General features: G+C 26.0%; 15 protein-coding genes, 1 tRNA gene and 1 riboswitch. Of the genes, 15 read left to right on the top strand and 1 reads right to left on the bottom strand.

Translation table 4 applies throughout. The annotated features are described in order from the left end of the window. Positions 1-16: 16 nt before the first annotated feature. The 8 genes from ACQH25_RS06150 (at position 17) to ACQH25_RS06115 (ending at position 8,200) form a co-directional block, all read left to right on the top strand. On the top strand, positions 17-1,597 hold the full coding sequence (locus tag ACQH25_RS06150; RefSeq protein WP_425381128.1) for an ABC transporter ATP-binding protein: 1,581 nt from the start codon (positions 17-19) through the stop codon (positions 1,595-1,597). Next, entirely contained in the window at positions 1,590-3,740 is a 2,151-nt protein-coding gene (locus ACQH25_RS06145) for an ABC transporter permease subunit (RefSeq protein ID WP_425381127.1), read from the top strand. The genes ACQH25_RS06150 and ACQH25_RS06145 overlap by 8 nt, the downstream gene beginning before the upstream one ends. Before the next feature lie 4 nt (positions 3,741-3,744). Beyond that, complete coding sequence (locus tag ACQH25_RS06140) at positions 3,745-4,665, top strand: ABC transporter permease (RefSeq protein WP_425381126.1); 921 nt, start codon at positions 3,745-3,747, stop codon at positions 4,663-4,665. 50 nt (positions 4,666-4,715) lie between these two features. After that, a complete protein-coding gene (locus ACQH25_RS06135; RefSeq protein ID WP_425381125.1) occupies positions 4,716-4,862 on the top strand; it encodes a hypothetical protein in 147 nt (48 codons plus the stop codon). A gap of 413 nt (positions 4,863-5,275) precedes the next feature. Continuing rightward, positions 5,276-6,004, top strand: coding sequence for a glycerophosphodiester phosphodiesterase (locus ACQH25_RS06130; RefSeq protein WP_425381124.1), 729 nt, complete (start codon positions 5,276-5,278; stop codon positions 6,002-6,004). Further along, positions 6,004-7,194 (top strand): MFS transporter, encoded by a 1,191-nt coding sequence (locus ACQH25_RS06125; RefSeq protein ID WP_425381123.1) that lies wholly within the window; start codon positions 6,004-6,006, stop codon positions 7,192-7,194. The genes ACQH25_RS06130 and ACQH25_RS06125 overlap by 1 nt, the downstream gene beginning before the upstream one ends. After that, positions 7,113-7,451, top strand: coding sequence for a hypothetical protein (locus ACQH25_RS06120; RefSeq protein ID WP_425381122.1), 339 nt, complete (start codon positions 7,113-7,115; stop codon positions 7,449-7,451). The genes ACQH25_RS06125 and ACQH25_RS06120 overlap by 82 nt, the downstream gene beginning before the upstream one ends. Before the next feature lie 62 nt (positions 7,452-7,513). After that, positions 7,514-8,200: an ABC transporter permease subunit gene (locus ACQH25_RS06115; RefSeq protein WP_425381121.1), complete on the top strand. Its 687-nt coding sequence runs from the start codon at positions 7,514-7,516 to the stop codon at positions 8,198-8,200. Between the two features lie 139 nt (positions 8,201-8,339). Here ACQH25_RS06115 and ACQH25_RS06110 read toward each other — a convergent pair whose 3' ends face one another. After that, positions 8,340-8,945: a BspA family leucine-rich repeat surface protein gene (locus tag ACQH25_RS06110; protein WP_425381120.1), complete on the bottom strand. Its 606-nt coding sequence runs from the start codon at positions 8,943-8,945 to the stop codon at positions 8,340-8,342. A 527-nt stretch (positions 8,946-9,472) separates the two neighbouring features. Between ACQH25_RS06110 and ACQH25_RS06105 the strand changes: the two genes are divergently transcribed. From ACQH25_RS06105 to cls, 7 genes are all read left to right on the top strand, one after another. Beyond that, positions 9,473-10,297, top strand: a complete 825-nt coding sequence (locus tag ACQH25_RS06105; protein ID WP_425381119.1) for a purine-nucleoside phosphorylase — start codon at positions 9,473-9,475, stop codon at positions 10,295-10,297. Next, a complete protein-coding gene (tsaD, locus tag ACQH25_RS06100; RefSeq protein WP_425381118.1) occupies positions 10,272-11,210 on the top strand; it encodes a tRNA (adenosine(37)-N6)-threonylcarbamoyltransferase complex transferase subunit TsaD in 939 nt (312 codons plus the stop codon). Before ACQH25_RS06105 ends, tsaD begins: the two co-directional genes overlap by 26 nt. Positions 11,211-11,220: 10 nt before the next feature. Continuing rightward, entirely contained in the window at positions 11,221-11,829 is a 609-nt protein-coding gene (gene coaE / locus ACQH25_RS06095) for a dephospho-CoA kinase (RefSeq protein ID WP_425381117.1), read from the top strand. 181 nt (positions 11,830-12,010) lie between these two features. After that, positions 12,011-12,178, top strand: a riboswitch (cobalamin riboswitch). Positions 12,179-12,385: 207 nt separating this feature from the next. Further along, positions 12,386-13,405, top strand: a complete 1,020-nt coding sequence (gene nrdF, locus ACQH25_RS06090; protein WP_425381116.1) for a class 1b ribonucleoside-diphosphate reductase subunit beta — start codon at positions 12,386-12,388, stop codon at positions 13,403-13,405. 20 nt (positions 13,406-13,425) lie between these two features. Then, positions 13,426-16,032 carry a class 1b ribonucleoside-diphosphate reductase subunit alpha gene (gene nrdE / locus ACQH25_RS06085; protein ID WP_425381115.1) on the top strand — a complete coding sequence of 869 codons (2,607 nt, stop codon included), beginning with the start codon at positions 13,426-13,428 and terminating at the stop codon, positions 16,030-16,032. A 191-nt stretch (positions 16,033-16,223) separates the two neighbouring features. Then, positions 16,224-16,314: transfer RNA gene (locus ACQH25_RS06080), tRNA-Ser, on the top strand. 102 nt (positions 16,315-16,416) lie between these two features. After that, positions 16,417-17,940 (top strand): cardiolipin synthase, encoded by a 1,524-nt coding sequence (gene cls / locus ACQH25_RS06075; RefSeq protein ID WP_425381114.1) that lies wholly within the window; start codon positions 16,417-16,419, stop codon positions 17,938-17,940. The last annotated feature ends 34 nt before the right edge of the window (positions 17,941-17,974 follow it).

Genomic DNA, 17,974 nt, shown 5'->3' with positions numbered 1-17,974 from the left:
TAAAAGGGGTGATAAAATGCAAATAAATGTTAGAGAACAGAAATGACAATATGCTGTTGAAATGGAAGGCATTACTAAAGTCTTTTTGGATACTATTATTGCTAATAATAATATTTCTATTAAAATTAAAAGTGGCGAAATTCATGCTTTAGTTGGTGAAAATGGTGCTGGTAAATCAACATTAATGTCAATTTTATTTGGACTATATCAACCAACAAAAGGTATCATTAAAATTAATGGTAAAGAAGTGGTAATATCAGGACCGATTAAAGCTAGCAAATTAGGAATTGGTATGGTTCATCAACATTTTAAATTAGTTGATAACTTTACCATTTTACAAAATATTATTTTAGGTAGTGAACCAGTTCATAAATGACAGTGAATTAATTATAAAAAAGCTAAAACAAAAATTTTAGAAATTTCAAAAAAATATAAGTTAGACATTAAACTTAATTTAAAGATCGAAAATGCTAGTGTTGGTATGCAACAACGTGTTGAAATTTTAAAAGTACTTTATCGTGGTGCTAGTATTATTGTTCTTGATGAACCAACTGCGGTTTTGACACCACAAGAAATTACTAGTTTATTAGTAATCATTGAAGAACTTAGACGTGATGGTAAAACTATTATTTTTATTAGTCATAAATTAGAAGAAGTTAAACAAATTGCTGATAATGTAACAGTAATTCGTTTAGGCAAAGTTATTGAAACTTTTAGTGCTAGTAGTAAAAGTAAAGAAGAAATTGCTACCTTAATGGTTGGTAGAGATTTAGTTGATGTTAGAAATCAGGGTAATGTTGCATTAGGACCAGTATTATTAAATGTTGATAATTTGTTTGTTCATAAAATTGGTAACAAAAAATCAGTAATAGGTCTTTCTGATTTTAGGCTAGAAATAAAATCAGGAGAAATTGTTGCGATTGCTGGTGTTGAAGGTAATGGTCAGAATGAATTAATTTCGACAATTACTGGTTTAATTAAACCAGAAAAAGGTAATATTTTTTTTAGTAATAAAAATATGAAACACAGTTCAATTCAAACTTTATATAAAAATGGTTTAAGTCATATTCCTGAAGATCGCCATAAGTATGGTTTAGTTTTAGACTATACTGTTATTGATAATATGGTCTTACAAAATATTAGTCAGTATCCCTTTTCTAAGCATGGTTTAATTCGTAATAAAGCTATTCAATCTTATGCCCAAAACATTATTAATAATTATGATGTTCGTGGTAGCAAAAATGGTTTTGCTTTAATTCGTGGTTTATCAGGTGGTAATCAACAAAAAGCAGTTGTTGGTAGAGAATTAACAAGAAAACATAAAATTTTAGTTATTGCTCAACCAACACGTGGTTTAGATATTGGAGCTATTGAATATATTCATAGTCGAATTCTTGAAGAAAAAAATCAAGGTAATGCAGTATTACTAATTTCTTATGAATTATCAGAGGTGATGTCATTAGCTGATCGCATTGTTGTTTTACATGCTGGTAAAATTTCTGGTAATGTTAGTGCTAAAAGTGTTACTCGTGAACACTTGGGATTAATGATGGCTGGACAAAAGTTGGTAATGAAAGGAGATGACAATAATGTTTAAACAAAAAACATGGGTTTTAAAACGACGAAGTCGTTTATATCTTGGTTCAAATGAAATGAATAGTAGTCTTACTAAATTTAAGGGTTCTTTGTTCGCTATTATTTTTGGGTTAATTATTGCTTGTTTTGTGATAATTGGCTCAGGACAAAATGCATTTACTTATTTTCAGTTGCTATTAACATATGCTTTTACTAGTTGGCCAGCTAATAATTGAGATAATACTTTAGTGTGATGAGCAATTTATATCGTTGCCGGCTTGGCACTAGTTATTTCATTTCGTTCGGGAATGTTTAATATTGGAGTTGCAGGCCAAATGTTAGCAGCAGGAGCTGTTGTTATTGCCATTGGTGTTCGTTATGATTTATCACAACCATTAGCGATAATTATTGCTCTTTTTGCTGGTGTGTTAGCAGCAGTATTGGTAGCATTAACAACAGTGTTATTAAAAGTTTTTTTTAATGTTCATGAAGTTGTTACTTCTATATTATTGAATTGAACAATTTGATATTTAATAAAATGATTATTTAAAAGTAGTAAGGATTTATATGATGCTGATCATGGCACTTCAGCAACTATTCATGATAGTATGAGTATGAGTATCAATGGTTATAATTGTATATTGCCATTATTAATTGCTATTATTTTAATAATAACAGTTTGATTTTTATTGAAAAAAACAACTTTGGGTTATAAAATTAGAACAGTAGGTTTAAATCCATTTGCTGCACTTTATAGTGGTATTAATAATAAATATTATAGTATTATTTCATTTATTATTTCAGGATCATTGGCAGGAGTAATGGCGGTTATTTATTATATTGCTAAAAATCCTTCAATTAGTTTTTTAACTGATGATTTACCAACTATTGGTTTTGATAGTATCGCCGTTGCTTTAGTTGGTCAAATTAATGCCATTGGTGTTGTTGGTGCTGCCTTTCTTTGAGGTTTAATTAAAAGTGGTGGTTCTATTGGTTCAGTATTAACATTGCCAACAGCAACTGGTGATATTATTTTTGGTGTTATCATTTATTCAGCTGCTTGTGCCGTTTTATTATCACGCTTGCAACCAATTAAATTTTTGCTTCGTTACTTTAATATTGCTTTTGATAAAGAGAAACGTAAAGTTACAAATGCTTTTATTGGTAAAATGTATCAATATTTTATTGAAACTTTTAAAATAAAAAATGAATATAACAAAAAAATTAGGGAATTAAGAATAGTTTTAAATCAGGAAAAAACCGATCAAATCAAATATTTAAAAGCAGAATATAATAAAGCAATCGTAAAATTATCACAAAATAAAGATGATCAACAGTTAATAGTAAAACAAAAGTATAAAAAAATAGATAATAACGTTAAAATAAATAATAGTGTATTAATTAAAAATAAACGTCAAGAAGCATTTGCGATTAAAGAATTAAAACAAAAATTAAATCAAAAAATTAATAATAACATTAACTTGCAATTACAAGCAATAATTAATGATAAAAATGATAAAGTAGGTGTTACTTGAGCACAATTTTTTCAAGAAAAAAAAGCTTTAACACATTATATCTATAAACAATATAATGCAATTTGAAAAAAAGGCAAAATTGGTAATTGAAATAATTTACAACAAAAGGTAAAAGCAGTTTATGCTGAAAGTTTAAATACATATATTAATGAGAGAATGAAATGTGAAACTGTTGTTTATAATTATAAACAAGAGTTACTTCGCGAAGTAATGTTATTAAAAAGACAAAAAACAATATTAGATAAATCAAGAGTAAGAGATTTAAAATGCAACCTTTTTCGAGAAATTATTAAATTAAGAAAAGAATTAATTAATGAAATAAAATTAGTAAAAAAACAAATTGCCAATACTGCTGATAAAAAGTTAAAACAACAATTAATTTTAGCAAAACATCAATTAAAAACAAATTATAAAATAAAAGTTAAAGCATTAATCAAAAAAAAGAAAATTGATCGACATCAATTAAAGAATCAAATTATACCAATTAATAGTAATATTAAGATTCTAACTGAACAATTTACAAAAAAAGTAGAAGCTGAAAAAATAATGTTTACTAGTAAATTTAATAACATAATTGCACAAGAACAACAAGCAATTATGGAAATAAAAATGCAAAGAAGGGGAGGATAACTTAATGGAAGCATTTACAATAATTCTTCAACATTCCAGTTTAATTTTTGTTGTGTTAGTACTTGGTGCACTATCTGGATTAATTTCAGAACGTGCTGGTGTTGTTAACATTGGAATTGAAGGAATGATGACAATTGGTGCCCTTGCTTTTTCTTCATTTGGAAAAAATATTGGTATTAATTGAGGTAATTGATCACAAGTTATTGCTTTATTAGTCGCAGGATTAGCAGGAATGGGATTTGCATGTTTTCATGCTTTTGCCGCAGTTACTTTAAAATCTGATCAAATTATCTCTGGTGTTGCAATTAATATTTTAGCAGCAGCGATTGCTATTTTTGTTGTACAATTACCGGGTAATAATGGTTTCATTTCATTAACAAATATTTATCAATTGCCAAAGATAGGTAATAATGAATTTTTTAATTTATATTTATTTTTAGCAATTATAGTTTTGCTTGGTGTTGCTATTATTTTAAAATATACTAAATGAGGTTTACATCATATTGCAACTGGTGAAAATCCTAATGCAGTTGATGCTGCAGGAATAAATGTAATTAAGCAGCGTTATGTTGCTGTATTATTGTCAGGATTTTTAGCAGGAATTGCTGGTGGCGTTTTTCCAATGTATGCTAGTCAAACTTTTCGTGGCACAGTTAGTGGTAATGGCTTTATTGCTTTAGCAATTTTAATTTTTGGTCAATGAAGAGTACCGTTAATTATGATTGGTGCTGCTTTATTTGCCATTGTGGAAACAACAGGTGCTAGAATTGCATTTTTACCAAATATTGCTCCTTGAATATCTAATAATTCTGATATATGAAATATATTACCTTTTGTTGCATCATTATTAGTTTTAGTATTTACATCAAAATGAAGTAAAACACCAAAAGCATTGGGTGTCGCTTTTAATAAATCTAAACGATAAAATAACTTACTAAACTTATATTTATTTTATTTTATAGTAGGGGGATAAAAGTGAATAATTCGATAAATATAGTTGCTATTACAAGTTATTCATTACAAATTAATGATAAAGAAGTATCGAAGAAAGCAAAAAGACGAGAATATCTTCAAAGACCAGAAGTAAAGGCAAGAACACAAAAATATAATTGAAGGATATAATAAAAGAGTAAAGCAAAATAATTAATCAAATATATGACGGGCAAATAATAAGTGATTTAAAATTAGAACAAGTAAGTAGTGAACGTTTACAATTTAATTCAATTAATTTTAATGACATTTATGGTCAACAAACGATAACGAAAGCTTGAAATGCTTTAGAACCAGAACAAATAATTTTATTAAATCAATCTTTTGATGAGCTAGTAGTTAATAATGATATGTCAGAACAAAATTATAGAAAGTATCATTTGTAATTTAATTAGTGATACTTATGTTCATGATTTGATAACTAGATTATGTCAATATTATCAATAATAAGTTTATTTTTTATCTGGAAAATTATTTTTTTAATTACAAAATGAGTCTAGTGTAAAATGATTAAGTATAGAAAATATTAGGGGGTTTTCATAATTATGCCATTATTAGTAGCACATCGTGGTTTTCGTTCTACACAAGGTGAAAATCGAATGATTGATTTTCAAAATGCTTTAAAAATTTGTCAAGCAGTAGAATTTGATATTCGGTTAATAAGAGATAATAAAGTAATTATTTTTCATGATGATACCTTTGAAAGAATTGCTAACAATAAAAGTAAGGTTAATAGTTTATATTATGAAGAAATTATTAATTTGAAGTTTTTTAAAAATAATAAAGATTGAATTCCACCGTTGTTTAATGATTTTATTGAAAAGTTAAGTAAAGATTATCAAATGATTAATGTTGAAATTAAAGAAGAAATAAATCGTAAATATACTGAAGATGAACTAATGATTATTTTTTCAGAAATTAAAAAATTACAAAAAAGTACTAACGCTGAAATTATTGTTTCTTCTTTTGACCAACAATTATTAGCGGAAATTGACAATAAAATTAAATATCCAATGAAAAAAGGCTATTTATTTGAAAATAAAAATGATTTTAATGAATTGTATGCTAAGAAATTTGATTATCTTCATCCTTCGATTTCCATCGTTTTAGATGTTGAAATGATTACTAAATTTAAAACTATTAAAAAACTATTAAATATATGGACTTTTAATAATAATGATGAAGCGATAAAAGTTAATGAAATATATGGTGAACAAGTAGCGGGGTATATTAGTGATAATCCTAAATTATTGTGAAAGCGAAAAAATAAATAATGAAAGCATTTTTAAATAAGTGTTGAAAAAAATTTACACATGGTTTAGATAATAGAACTATTTTAATTATAACTATTTTAGCATTATCTGATTTATTTGTTTTTAGTGGAGTTCTTTATTTACGATATATTATTCCTAATTTTAATCAGTATCTTGATTTAAACCAAGATGAATTTGATTTTGTTGTTGCTATTTATGGTTTTGTTGCTCTTATTTCTAGAATTCCAGGTGGTTGACTTGCTGATCGTTTTAGTGCCAAAAAAATTATGATAGTATCACTTTTAATAACTGGTTTGTGTGGTTTATGATGAACATTAACAATTCAACTTAGTATGGCTAAAGATGTACGAATGATTCAATTGTATATTATTTATATAATTTGAGGTATTTCTATTGCTGGACTATTTTGAGCACCACTTTGAAAATTAGTATCACAAAATGTAAAAAAAGAACAACAGGGAATTGCCTATGGCTTGGAAGGAACAATTTTGGGATTTTTTGGTTTGATTTTTATTGTTGGCATTGCAACGGGAATAACAATTTTAACTAAAAATTTACAAAATAAATATGGTCAAGATGATTTTATTACAAAAATCCCATTTTTAGTTTTTGCTTATTTTATTTGTGGTATCGTTTTGGTAATGGCATTGTTAGTCTTAATATTTATTCCTAATAAAAAACGTAAACAATCAAAAATTATTTGAAAGGAAAAAATAATTACATTATTTCAACCAATGAAATTTCTACGAGTTTGGCTTTGTGGAATTTTTGTCTTTGGGATGTATATGTTTCAATCTACTTTTGCATATTATATGAAAGATACGCTAACAGAAGTTGGTGTTACCATTGGTATTGTAACTGTTCTTGGTGGTATTCGTTCATATGGATTAAGATTTTTAGTTGCTAATCCAATTGGTCGTTGAGCTGATAAATGAAATTCTTATGTTTTAGGATTAGTATTTTTGTTATTAGTAGGAATGATTGCATGTTGTTTATATGTACTTATTCCTGGTTGAGGTAATGTTTGATTTTTACAATCTTCAAAGGCAATTCAAATTTTATTTCAACTTATAATGTGTTTGCTTTTTTTATTTATTGGTTGTATTGGTTGGGGATTACTGACATTAAGATTTGTGCAAGTTGGAGAATTACCGATGGAAAAAATAGTTATGCTAGTACAATTTCATTAATTTCTTGAATTGCTTTTACACCAGATGCTTGATTTAATTATGTTGCTTCTGCGATTGGAAAATTACCAGGTAATTCTTATGTAGTTGATGGTCATCGTAATTATTCATTACAAGGAATTCAAATTTTATTAATTATTGCAATTGTTTGTGTTTTAGTTGGTTTAATTGCCGGAATAATTATTTATAATTTAAATAAATGAGAATTAAAGAAATTAAATAAAACTTCATTTCGTTTTCGTGAGTTGGGAAATATTTAATTTAGTTAAAAGTTAGCAATTGTATAGACGATCGATGATCAGGTTTAGGTGGAATCGATGCTATGGCTTATCTTAATGTGAGTTTTTTTGGTATTCCTGGTTTAATATTAATTGTTACTTTTAGTTTAATTTTAAATCATATTTTAATTTCTAAAGAAATTGATAAAGGTTATTTAGCTTCTTGATTAACTATGCCAATGTCTAGAAAAAGTATTTTAAATTCAAAACTTTTTGTTTTAATTTCTTCAATTTTAATATTGTATCTTTCAGCTTTTATTATTCAATTAATTATTTTTCCCATTAGATTTCAGGATTTTAAACTTCAAGAATTTGGATATCTGGTTTTATATAATGTTGGTTTAATATTATTAGCATTACTTTGAACATCAATTAATTGAGTTTTTATTGCTGGTTTTAATAAATCAATTATTGCACTTTCAGTAGCAGCAGGCGTTTCTGTAGTATTTATTATATGTAAAACAGTAGTATTATTTTCTGTTATACCTGGTAGTGAAAGTCTTAAGTATTTTAAGTATTTTACAATTGCTTCTTTATTTAATTCTCCATTTGTCTTTGGAGATGTTCCAGCTGTAAATCCTGCTCCTGGTGAAACAATAGTATCAAAAGCACCGCTTTTACCTATTAAAGCATTAGCTTTTACTTGACAATATCCAGTAATGTTGATAATACCTTTTCTTTTATTTCCATTAGGAAATTATTTTCTTATTAAGAAAGACTTATCTTTATAAAACATTGTTATTATTAATTTAATAATTAACTTTGTTTAAAATGCCTTTGTTACATCAAAGGCATTTTAAATATTTAATATATTGTTTTAATTTTTTTAATTATTTGAAATTGTTACTTATTTTGTTAAAATTAAAAGTTTTATTTTCTAAATTTAGGTAATTTGTTAGAGTTAACAATTTCTAAGTTGGTACTAAAATTATTATAATATGTTACTTCTTTTACATTTCATCCTGAAAGATTTTGGTTAAACTTTTTATCATTACAAAACATAAAACTCATTGCTTTTACTTTGGCAGTATTTCAACTTGAAATATCTTGATTAAATACTATAGCATTTGAAAACATTGCAGTCATGTCTGTGACATTTGAAATATTTCACTTTGAAAGATCTTGATTAAAAAAAATACATCCGTTAAACATATCTTTCAAAGATGTAATTGCTGATGGTAATTTATTAGGTACTTTCTCAATTACTCTTGGCATTTTAACAACTTGAATTTCGTGATCTCCATTTTCAAAAAAACCAATTTGCACAATTTCTTTACTATCTATATTTGATAAGTCTATCTCATTAGTTGCTATTTGCTTTTTATCTTTATCAATGTAAATTGTATCTTGCTGTGTGTTATCATTTTTTTTAGAACTTATTTTTAATTGTCCATTATTTAATAATTGTCCATTATCTAAGACACCTGTCATCGTTGTCATCACTAAAATACTTAATGCTTTTAATAAAAAATTCATAAATTAATCCTCCCTTACTTACCCGATAACTTCTTAAATTTAAGAAGTTACTTATAGTTTTAAGTTTGTTTAAAATGAGATGCAATATATAATTGTTAATCTGAAATATTAGTTATAATAAACAAATTTTTATTTTATTAGCTTTGAATTAACGATTTGCTGTTTTTTCATCTCAATCTCTTGGTATTTTTAAAAGATTAAGGCTGATAAAAACTGAAAACATATTTGAGTTTATTTTCTTTCAAAACAAAAACTCATTTGTTTTAAAAATAAAGTAATGGATTAAAGAAATATATAAATTTAAGTAATTTATAAAGTATTTGTTGTAAAAAAATCCTATTTAATAGTATTTAAAAGATTTTTTCAATATATATTGATGACATTATTTAATTCTTTAATTAGTTTGATAAAGTTATAAGATCACCTTTAATTTTTGAAATTAAAAAATTAATCATTAAAAATATTAAGGTTGTTACTAAGTTAACAATATATTATAATAACTATTATTATTTAAAAAAGGAGAATATATGGATAATAAAGAAAAGATTCCAACCGCTCACATTAGTGCTACTCGTAAACAGATTGCAAAAGTAGTAATTATGCCTGGTGATCCATTACGTGCTAAATATATTGCTACTAATTTTTTACAAGACTGAAAGCTAATAAATGATGTTCGTAATATGTTAATGTTTACTGGAAAATATAAGGGATGTGATGTTACTATTGCTGCTAGTGGTATGGGTATGCCTTCAATTGGAATATACTCATATGAATTATATAAATTTTATAATGTTGATTGTATTATTCGAGTTGGCAGTGCTGGTTCATATCAAAAAGACATTAAGCTTTATGATGTTATTAATGCTACTACAGCATATAGTGAGTCAACTTTTGCTAAATATGCTGCTAATATTGATAACAATAAAATTGCAGCTAGTGATAGCATTAGTAAAATTATTAATAAAGTAGCACAAAGAATTGATAGCGAATTAAATTCGCATAGTATTGCAAAGTCTTCACAACTAATAAGTGAAAAAATAAATTTAAAATCAGGATTAGTGCATTCAAGTGATGTCTTTTATCGCATTAATGATGATTATAAAAAAAATCCATTAATTAAAGAATGTTTAGCAGTAGAAATGGAATCTTTTGCTTTATTTGCTAATGCAAAATATTTAGGTAAAAATGCTGCTTGTTTATTAACGATTTCTGATTCTTTTGTCACTGGAGAGTCAATTTTATCAATATTACGTGAAACTAGTTTTAAAAAGATGATGATTTTGGCTTTAGAATCAGCGGTTATTTTCTATAAAGAAGGGGATATTAATGATAACTTTAGCAATCGAAACTAGTTGTGATGAAACTAGTGTTGCAATTATTAAAGATAAAAAAGTTTTAAGTAATATTATTGCTTCACAAATTAAACTTCATCAACAATATGGTGGTGTTGTTCCTGAACTAGCAGCGAGAGCCCATAGTGAAAATATTGCTATCGTTTTACAAACGGCAATTAAAAAATCAAAGATTTTACTAACAGATATTGATTTTATTGCCTATACTAATACTCCAGGTCTTATTAGTTGCTTACATGTTGGTAAAGTTATAGCGCAAACTATTGCTGCTTATTTAGAAAAGCCATTATTGCCATGTAATCATTTAGTTGGTCATTTATATGCTGCTATAATTGAAGATAAATGACAGTTTCCCGTGCTTGGTTTATTAGTTAGCGGTGGTCATACCCAATTAATGTTGGCAAATCAACATTTAAATTTTACTGTTCTTGGTCAAACATTAGATGATGCTGTTGGCGAATGTTTTGATAAAGTAGCAAGAATGTTGGGATTAAAATATCCGGGTGGTCCTGAAATTGAACGAATTGCTAAATTAGGAAAACCAATTTATAAATTACCATTACCGAAAAATGATAATAGTTTAGATTTTAGTTTTAGTGGTTTAAAATCTGCTTGTGCTAATATTATAGATAAAGAAAAAAATAATTTACAAGTTAATAATTTTGCAAGTTCTTTTCAAATAACAGTTATTCAAGTATTAATTAATAAGATTGAAATAGCATTAAAAAAATACAATCCCAAAACTTTAGTGTTAGTTGGAGGAGTTAGTGCTAATCAACAATTAAGATTGGCAGTATTGAATTTAAAAGTTAAATATTCAAATTTAAACATAATTGTTCCAAAATTAGAATATTGTACTGATAATGCAGCAATGATTGGTATTCTTGCAAGTTATCAAATTGAATATAAGTAAAGGTGAATTTATGATTATTGGTATTATTGGTATTATTGGTGAAGCAGGTGTTGGTAAAACAACTGCTACAAATTTTTTTCAAAACAAGGGTGCATATGTTATTTTTGTTGATAAAGTCGTTAAACATATTTATACATTAAAAGAAACAAAAAAAGCATTAATTAATGAGTTTGGTAACACATTTATTAATAATGATAAAACAATTAATAAAGAAAAATTACGTTATGAGGCATTTTATTATCCCAATATTTTACGTAAGTTAGAGAATATCATTTGACCAACAATGACCAAGATTGTTGAGGATGATATTATTCGTAATAAAGGACAACAGTCATTAATTGTTATTGACTGTGCAGTATTATTTAATGCAAAATTAAATTTATTAGTTGATAAAGTTATTTTAATTGAAGCTGAAGAAGATAAAAAAATACAACGAATAAAAATTCGTGATAATGTTAATGATTTACAAGTAATAGCACTATTAAGTCAACAAAAAAAATATTTAATTTTAAATAAGGATATTGACTTTACAATTAAGAATAATGGCACTATTAATGATTTTATTAAACAATTACAAAAAGTTGAAAAAAAGTTACTAACAATAAAACCGAAAGATTAATTTTTAGGTTTTTTTACTTATTGTTTTTATTAAAAGAAAATTATTATATTTCATATTTTATCATTTATTTTAACACTAAAAATTTTATTAAAGAATAATTAAGGTTTAAAAAAATTATATAATAATGTATTTATAATTTAACAAAATTGTTTTTCTTGTAGTAGAATATTTATACAACTAAATTAACAAACGGACTTTAGATGTTTGGGAAAAAGATGAAAATTCTTTGCTGTACCAGCAACTGTGATGTTGATGAACGTTACAAAACCATTGAAGATAAAACTCTTTGAGAAGGGTAACTAGTAAGATGAAACTAAGCCAGTAGACCGGTCTAATTTTCTAAGTAGTATTATATTCCTGGGTGTGAATTAATAATTATTTTTATTTTAATGATTACTTTTATTTTTAAATATTTGTAATTTTAAAAAAATAATTTTTAAAAATGTCAACATCCCTTATACTATATAAAGGATGTTTTTAGTTGTCTTAAATTAATGAAATAACATTTTTAAAAATGTGAAGTTAATTTATTAAAAATGTAGAAAGGTAAGTTGTAATGGCAAAAGATAATAATTATTTTCAGCAATCACAATCACCATTAGAATATGTTATGAATAATTTTAATGGTAAAATGCGTTCTGTAAATTGAAATGTAATGAATGATGAGAAAGATTTAGAGGTTTGAAATCGTATTACGCAAAATTTTTGATTACCAGAAAAAATTCCGGTATCTAATGATTTAATTTCTTGGAAAACATTAACTCCAAAATGACAACAGTTAATAATAAGAACATTTACAGGTTTAACTTTATTGGATACAATTCAAGCAACAGTTGGTGATATTGCACAAATTCCTAATTCATTAACAGATCATGAGCAGGTTATTTATGCAAACTTTGCTTTTATGGTAGCAGTTCATGCGCGTTCATATGGAACAATTTTTTCAACGTTATGTTCTAGTCACCAAATTGAATCTGCTCATGAATGAGTTATTAATAATGAAAGTCTACAAGCAAGAGCACGTGCATTAATTCCTTATTATACAAGCAGTGATGGTTTAAAATCAAAAGTAGCTGCCGCTTTAATGCCAGGTTTTTTATTATATGGTGGCTTTTATTTACCATTTTATTTATCTGCGCGTGGTAAGTTGCCTAATACTTCTGATATTATTAGACTAATTTTACGTGATAAAGTTATTCATAATTATTATAGTGGTTATAAATATCAAAGAAAAGTTGAAAAATTATCTAAAGAAAAACAAGAAGAAATGAAAAAATTTGTTTTTGATTTATTGTTTAAATTAATTGATTTAGAAAAAGAATATTTAATAGAATTGTATCAAGATTTTAACTTAGCTGAAGATGCTATCAAGTTTAGTTTATATAATGCTGGTAAATTTTTACAAAATTTAGGATATGATTCACCTTTTAGTGAAGAACAAACAAGAATTAAGCCAGAAATTTTTAATCAATTATCGGCACGTGCTGATGAAAATCATGATTTTTTTTCAGGTAATGGTTCATCCTATGTAATGGGTATTACTGAAGAAACCGAAGATAGAGATTGAGAATTTTAATTTTAAAGGAGAATATAAGTATGCATAATGATGTTGTGAAAGTTTCAAGCCAAGAAATAATAAAACCAGAGGGAAAAATTCATGTTGTTTATTTTTCTTCATTATCAAATAATACTCATCGTTTTATTCAAAAATTGGAGGTTTTAAATTCAAGAATTCCTCATGATTTAGAAGAAGAAATTTTAGTAGATAAAGATTATGTTTTAATAACACCAACATATAGTGGTGGTGGTGATATTAAAGAAGGGGCAGTCCCAAAACAAGTAATTAAATTTCTTAATAATAAACAAAATCGTAATTTTTGTCGTGGTGTTATTGCTTCAGGCAATACTAATTTTGGTGATACTTTTGCAATTGCTGGACCAATTCTTTCAAAAAAATTAAATGTTCCATTACTTTTTCAATTTGAATTATTAGGAACTCATAATGATGTAACAACAATCAAAAAAATATTAGTAGACTTTTGAGAAAGAAAACATAAAAATGATAATGAGATAAATAGTTTATCTGGCACTTTGGAAAATGATGAATATGTTACTTTAAATGCTAAAGCAAAAACTAGTAATAATGCGCAGTTTGATTTACAAGCAGCGCAATCTTATATGAAAAATCATATTAAACCAAATTTAATGGAATTTAAAACAATTAAGGATAGAATTGACTATTTAGTTAAAAACCAATATTATGATGAAGCAATAGTTAATAAGTATACAATTGCAGAAATTGAACAATTAACAAAGGAAGCATATAATTTTAACCATCAATTTGCAAGTTTTATGGGTATTTTAAAATTTTATAATTCTTATGCTTTAACAACTTTTAATGGTAAACAGTATTTAGAAAATTATGAAGACAGAGTTGTTATGAATAGTTTATTTTTTGCTGATGGTAATATTAATCATGCTAGTAAAATTTTAAAACAAATTATGTCTGGTCGCTTTCAACCCGCAACTCCTACCTTTTTAAATGCTGGAAAAAAACAAAGAGGTGAATATACTTCATGTTATTTGTTAAGAATTGAAGATAATATGGAATCAATTGCTCGTGGTATTACTACTTCATTGCAATTATCAAAGCGTGGTGGTGGTGTTGCTTTGTGTTTAACAAATTTAAGAGAATTTGGAGCACCAATTAAAAATATTAAAAATCAAGCAACAGGCGTTATTCCAGTTATGAAAATTCTTGAAGATTCATTTTCATATGCTAATCAATTGGGTCAGCGACAAGGAGCAGGAGCAGTTTACTTAAATGTTCATCATCCAGATATTATGTCTTTTTTAGATTCAAAACGCGAAAATGCCGATGAAAAAATTCGTATTAAATCAATGTCATTAGGAGTAGTTATTCCTAATATTTCTTTTGAATTAGCTAAGAATAACGAAGAAATGGCACTTTTTAGTCCTTATGACATCGCAAAAGTTTATGGTAAAGCAATGACAGATATTTCTATTACTAAAGAATATTATCATATGTTAAAAAATCCTAATATTACTAAAACTTTTATTAGTGCTCGCAAGCTATTTCAAATGATTGCTGAATTACATTTTGAAAGTGGATATCCTTATTTATTATTTGATGATACTGTTAATGAAAATAATGCGCATCCTGGTAGAATTGTTATGAGTAATTTATGTAGTGAAATTGTTCAAGTAAGTACTGCTAGTAAGTACAATAGTGATTTAAGTTTTAAAGAAATTGGTGAAGATATTAGTTGTAACTTGGGAAGTATTAATATTGCAAAAGTAATGGAGAGTGGTAGTGAATTTGGTGAGGTTATTTATCAAGCAATTCATTCATTAGATCATGTTTCTAGAAGTAGTGATTTTTCTAGTGCCCCTTCTGTTGCATATGGTAATAAAGAAAATCATGCTTTAGGTTTGGGGGCTATGAATTTACATGGTTTTTTAGCAACAAATCGTATTTTTTATGATTCAAAAGAGGCAATTGATTTTACTAATATTTTCTTTTATATTATGGCTTATCATGCTTTTAGTGCATCTAATAAATTGGCATTAAAATTTGGAAGTTTTAGTGGCTTTAAAGTTTCAAAGTTTGCTGATGGTTCATATTTTGATAAATATGTAAAATGTGAAAAAGATAAATGAATTCCAACAACAAAAAAAATACAAGAATTATTTAAAAAATATAATATTATGATTCCAACACAAGAACAGTGAAAAGAATTAGTAGTAAAAATTAAAACGACAGGTTTGGCTAATTCACATTTAATGGCAGTAGCACCTACAGGTTCAATTAGTTATTTATCTTCATGTACACCAAGTTTGCAGCCAGTAGTTGCTCCTGTTGAAGTCCGTAAAGAAGGAAAACTAGGTCGTGTTTATGTTCCAGCTTATAAAATTGACAATGATAATTTAGCTTATTATAGGGCAGGGGGTTATGAATTAGGTCCTAATCCAATTATTGATATTGTTGCTGCTGCCCAACAACATGTTGATCAAGCAATTTCTTTAACTTTATTTATTACTGATAAGGCAACAACACGTGATTTAAATAAAGCATATATTAGAGCTTTTAAAAAAGGTTGCTCATCAATTTATTATGTCCGTATTCGTCAGGAAGTTTTAGAAGATAGTGAAAATTATCAGTGTAATGTTTGTGTTGTATAAAATAGTTTTTAAATTTGTCAATAAGTAATTTTAAATAATAAATAAATTTGTATTAAATTTAGTATTTTATTTAAAAAATAGTGATATTTAATTTTGGAAAACAAGATTTTTAAAAATAATTAAAAAATACATAGTAAAATTTAAAATTAAAGTTATAATAATAATTGTAAAAAAATAATTATTATAATTTTGGAGTGGTACTCAAGAGGCTGAAGAGGACTGATTGCTAATCAGTTAGGACGGGAAACTGTCGCGAGAGTTCGAATCTCTCCCATTCCACCATTATTAAAAAAGCATTAATTGCTTTTTTTATTTTTAAATAATAAATTTATTAATAATTAGATATAATTTAAGAAAGAACTACCTTTATTTGAAGGAGAAATTATGCGTAAACGAGTAAATTTACTTTTATCATTAATTTTATATATTGCTTTGATTGCAGCAATAGTTTTTGTTATATTTAATTATATTAAATATTCATGGATTATTTTATTAATAATTATTACTTTAACTATTCTCACTGGTATTATTATTTTTATTACTAATCGCATGCAGGATGCAAAATTATCATGAATTATGGTTACTTTGTGCTTACCGATAATTGGTATCTTTTTATACTGAACTTTTGGTCGACCTTATCGTTATCGCCGCAAACAGAAAACCTACTTAAAAACAAATAGTTATTTTTATACTCAGGAAGATTGAACCTTTGCTAATAAAATTTTAGAATTAAAAAAATTAAATTTAAGTGAAGATACTTTATCATTATTTAATTATACAACAAGGATTTCACATCGACCATTTTATAACAATACTGATGTTCAGATCTTAAATAATGGTCCTAATAAATTTGTTAAATTAATTGAAGATTTAAAGCAAGCAAAAAACTATATTTTTATTAATTATTTTATCCTTAGTGAAGGAGAGTTATTAGAAGTAATTATTAGTGTTTTAAAAGCAAGGATTGCAACAGGAGTTAAAGTTTATATCATTTATGATGCTGTTGGCTCATACTTTAGTTTATCTAAATATAAAATATGAAAGATGAAAAAAATGGGGATTATTATTCATAAGTTTTCACCAGTTAGATTACCATTTATGACAGGAAATTATAATTTTCGTAATCATCGTAAAGATATTATTATTGATGGTAACATTGGTTATGCTGGGGGAATTAATTTAGCAGATAATTATATTCTTCTTTCTGCAAAGTATGGTTTTTGAAGAGATACCCAAATTAGGATTGTTGGTGAAGCTGTTAAATCACTTGATTTAATTTTCAGGCAAGATTGACATTTTATTACTGGTAATATTCTTGATGTTACAGCTGAAAGTCCTGAACAAAAAGTTACAAATAATATTATTGTGCAAGTAATTGATGATGGGCCAGTAACTAAAGAAACAATTCAAAAAGATTTATTTATTAAATTTATTAGTAATGCTAAAAAACGGGTGTGAATTAGTACCCCTTATTTAGTTCCAACTAGTGATTTAATTACTGCTTTACGTAATAGTGCTTATTCTGGTGTTGATGTTAGATTATCATTACCTGGCATTACCGATAAATTCTTTTCATTAGATATGTCAAGAACTTATTATGATTCATTAATTGAAGCAGGAGTTAAAATTTATGAATATAATAATGTTTTTAACCATTCTAAATCTGGTATTTTTGATGATAATATTACTATTATTGGTTCAACTAACCTTGATTATCGTAGTCTTTATTCAGATCATCAAACTTTAGTAATTGTTTATGATAAGAAAACTAATAGTGATTTATCTACTTCATTTGAAAATGATTTTATTCATTCTAGTTTAATTATTACTAATCCATTATTACAACGTAGTTTTGCTTATCGCGGTATATTTTTATTACTGCTTCGAATTTTAGCACCATTATTTTAAAAAAATTTAGTATAATTAGTAAATATTAATAATA

This window comes from Spiroplasma endosymbiont of Polydrusus pterygomalis (genome assembly GCF_964030825.1).
GTDB lineage: Bacteria > Bacillota_I > Bacilli_A > Mycoplasmatales > VBWQ01 > Spiroplasma_E.
The sequence above is the reverse complement of the archived record's forward strand: the minus strand, read 5'-3'. Positions and strand labels throughout refer to the sequence as shown.